This window comes from Wolbachia pipientis, assembly GCF_023661085.1.
Classification (GTDB): Bacteria; Pseudomonadota; Alphaproteobacteria; order Rickettsiales; family Anaplasmataceae; genus Wolbachia.
Genome location: NZ_JAHDJT010000143.1, coordinates 1 through 2648, shown reverse-complemented (window position 1 = coordinate 2648; position 2648 = coordinate 1). Strand labels below are relative to the sequence as shown.

Genomic DNA, 2648 nt, shown 5'->3' with positions numbered 1-2648 from the left:
TCCCAGTTTTTTACATACTGCTGAACTAGTTCAGGGTATTCTTTAATAATTAATAGATTCTCAGCGTTCCCTTTTTCGGCTGTTTTACTGAGATTAAGTGATCCTGTGATGACTTTTTGATTATCGATAATTATTACCTTATTATGGGCGATTTTTGGCTTATCATCAATCCAAACTGGTATTCCACTTGCAAACAATTCATTCATAACACTATGTTTCGAGTAAAGTTGCGATTTATCTAAAATGACTTTAACATCAACACCACGCTCCTTAGCATTAACCAAAGCATTCGCAACCGCCTTAAGAGTAAATGTATATTCTTGGACTAAGATGGATTCTTTAGACTGGTCTATCTCGCTAATTATCGGCACAGCACAGTCCTCTTCAGGCGAGAAGCAAACTGTAGCTTTTGGGCATGGCGAAAATATAGAGCCTGCATAGTAATACAGAGAAAAGCACACTGACAAAAGCAAAAGGTATAAAAACCTCACAACCCACACCTAAACATATGGTGATAGGCTACATCATAGTTTTATCATCTGTCAATAGATCCCTAGCACATCAAACCAGCTTTGACACGTGCGTCTTGACAAATCTTACCTGAAAAGGACACATTTTAAATTTTTTTGTTGAAATAAAATAGAAATAAAAGAGCTGTTTTTTGCAGTACTTTACGGGTAATTTAATGGTAAAAATTCTAGGGAGAAATTTTGTACAATAGTCACTGACATTTTTCCCTAAGTTGACGCCGTTGAGCGTTCAGTTGCACCTTCCCTTATAAAAGATTTTAGCTCTAATGCCTTACGTTATGAAGATACAAGCTAATATTATCCAAATCAGCATGTTTACGGTTATTTAATCACTGACATGATACATTAAGTAATTGTGTACGGAGGGAATATGGATACTGGAATAAGTTATGCAGGAATTTTGAGGCGAGCTTTAGCATACGTGATTGATAGCGTTTTATGGACAATAATAGCACTTATTTTAGTTTTTTCTTTATTTCAGCTCCCCTCGTCGTTAGATAATATAGAAGAATTTTATCATACTATAACAACTCGCATAATGATTCTTGCAGAGGTGTTCCTTATAATATACCTAGCGTTTAACGTTTTTATGATAATGAAATACGGTGGCACTCCAGGGAAGCTGTTGTGCAGTATATACGTAAAAGACGCAAATACGCTTAAAAATGTTACTACAGCGCAAGCAACAATAAGGTGTGTTTTGAGTGGAGTTCTTTGGTGTATGCTTTCCTCACCTAAAGCTTTCGGTTTGGTTTCCATTCTACCAATTTTAGTTATATTATTTGCAATATTTGATCAGCGCAAACAGACTATATATGACAAAATTGCAAAAACAGTAGTAATAGATTATAAACCCGAAAACTAACTTCTCTTTACAATTTATGGTTATTTAATAACGTGCTTTTATATTAGTTAGTAATATTACAAAATATAGGTGGGGTTATGGATAATGAAATAAATGTTAAAGTAAATTATGTAGGGTTTACAAGGCGTACTGTAGCAGAAGTATTTGACTATATCATATTTTTCTTCCCTTTACTCATCCTGTACATTGCAGTATCAGGCAATAATGAAATTGATAACTTTCATGACGAAATTGAACAGTTAACATCTCCTTATACAATCTTTACATCAATGCTGTACACAGTATTAGAAATATTAATGATAACGAGATGGGGAGGTACTCCAGGACAACTGTTATGTGGTATGTATGTCAAAGACGTAAATACATTTAAAAGTGTTACTCCAATGCAAGCAACAATCAGATGCATTTCTGAGACAGCTTTATCATTTGGTTCTCTTTTTTTGATTGACTATGTTTCTCGGTGGTTAGCAATTTTACCGATTCTAATTTTAATATTTGCAATCTTTGACAAACGCGAGCAATTTCTTCACGATAAAATTGCAAGAACAGTAGTGATAGGCTATAAACCTAGTTAAACTTTCTTTTATAGACGTTGTATGGATAGAAAAGTAAATTACTCAACAATGACAAGACGTACTCTAGCATTCATAGTTGATTGTATTTTACTTATTGTAATACCGTTTATTTTGGTAGTGGTAGGTTTCTCACTCACACACGCAATAAAAGGGGTCATAGGGGCAATAATTGTAATCACCACAGTTGTATTTTCTTTATTTTTGATGATACCGTGTGTATTTCACACATTCATGCTAGTAAAATTTGGCGGCACTCCAGGACACTTGTTATTTAGCATGCGTGTGAGAGACAAAGATACACTTGAGCAGATCACTCTAATACAAGCAATAAAAAGGACTATCGCTTTTTTCATAATTTACTGTATATCGCTCTGCAATCCTATTTTATTCTTAGCTATACTAATTCTAGTTTTAGTATGTGCAGTAGATGATAAACATAAACAAGCTTTTCATGATAAAATTGCAAATGCGGTAGTGATAGATTATAAACCCAGTTGATATTTTCCTTCCAACGCCCTCTTTTCTTTCATTCCAGCGCCTCCCTCTCTTGTCATTCCAGTACTTCCTTTTTTTTGTCACTCCAGTACTTGATACTGGAATCCAGGATACTACTTTAGTAATAGATATTTAAGAAATTTACCAGACAGAGAAAAAAGACAATAAAACCCCGAGGTAGCT

General features: G+C 34.3%; 4 protein-coding genes. 3 read left to right on the top strand and 1 reads right to left on the bottom strand.

Features of this window, described 5'->3' with window-relative positions:
- Positions 1-491 (bottom strand): phospholipase D family nuclease (locus DM84_RS05635; protein ID WP_250779000.1); only part of this gene is annotated, 491 nt, incomplete at its 3' end.
- A 409-nt stretch (positions 492-900) separates the two neighbouring features.
- Here DM84_RS05635 and DM84_RS05630 point away from each other — a divergent pair.
- The 3 genes from DM84_RS05630 (at position 901) to DM84_RS05620 (ending at position 2468) form a co-directional block, all read left to right on the top strand.
- Positions 901-1395 (top strand): RDD family protein, encoded by a 495-nt coding sequence (locus tag DM84_RS05630; protein ID WP_250778998.1) that lies wholly within the window; start codon positions 901-903, stop codon positions 1393-1395.
- Between the two features lie 77 nt (positions 1396-1472).
- Entirely contained in the window at positions 1473-1970 is a 498-nt protein-coding gene (locus DM84_RS05625; protein ID WP_250778996.1) for an RDD family protein, read from the top strand.
- Positions 1971-1991: 21 nt separating this feature from the next.
- Positions 1992-2468, top strand: a complete 477-nt coding sequence (locus DM84_RS05620) for an RDD family protein (RefSeq protein WP_250778994.1) — start codon at positions 1992-1994, stop codon at positions 2466-2468.
- Positions 2469-2648: the final 180 nt, after the last annotated feature.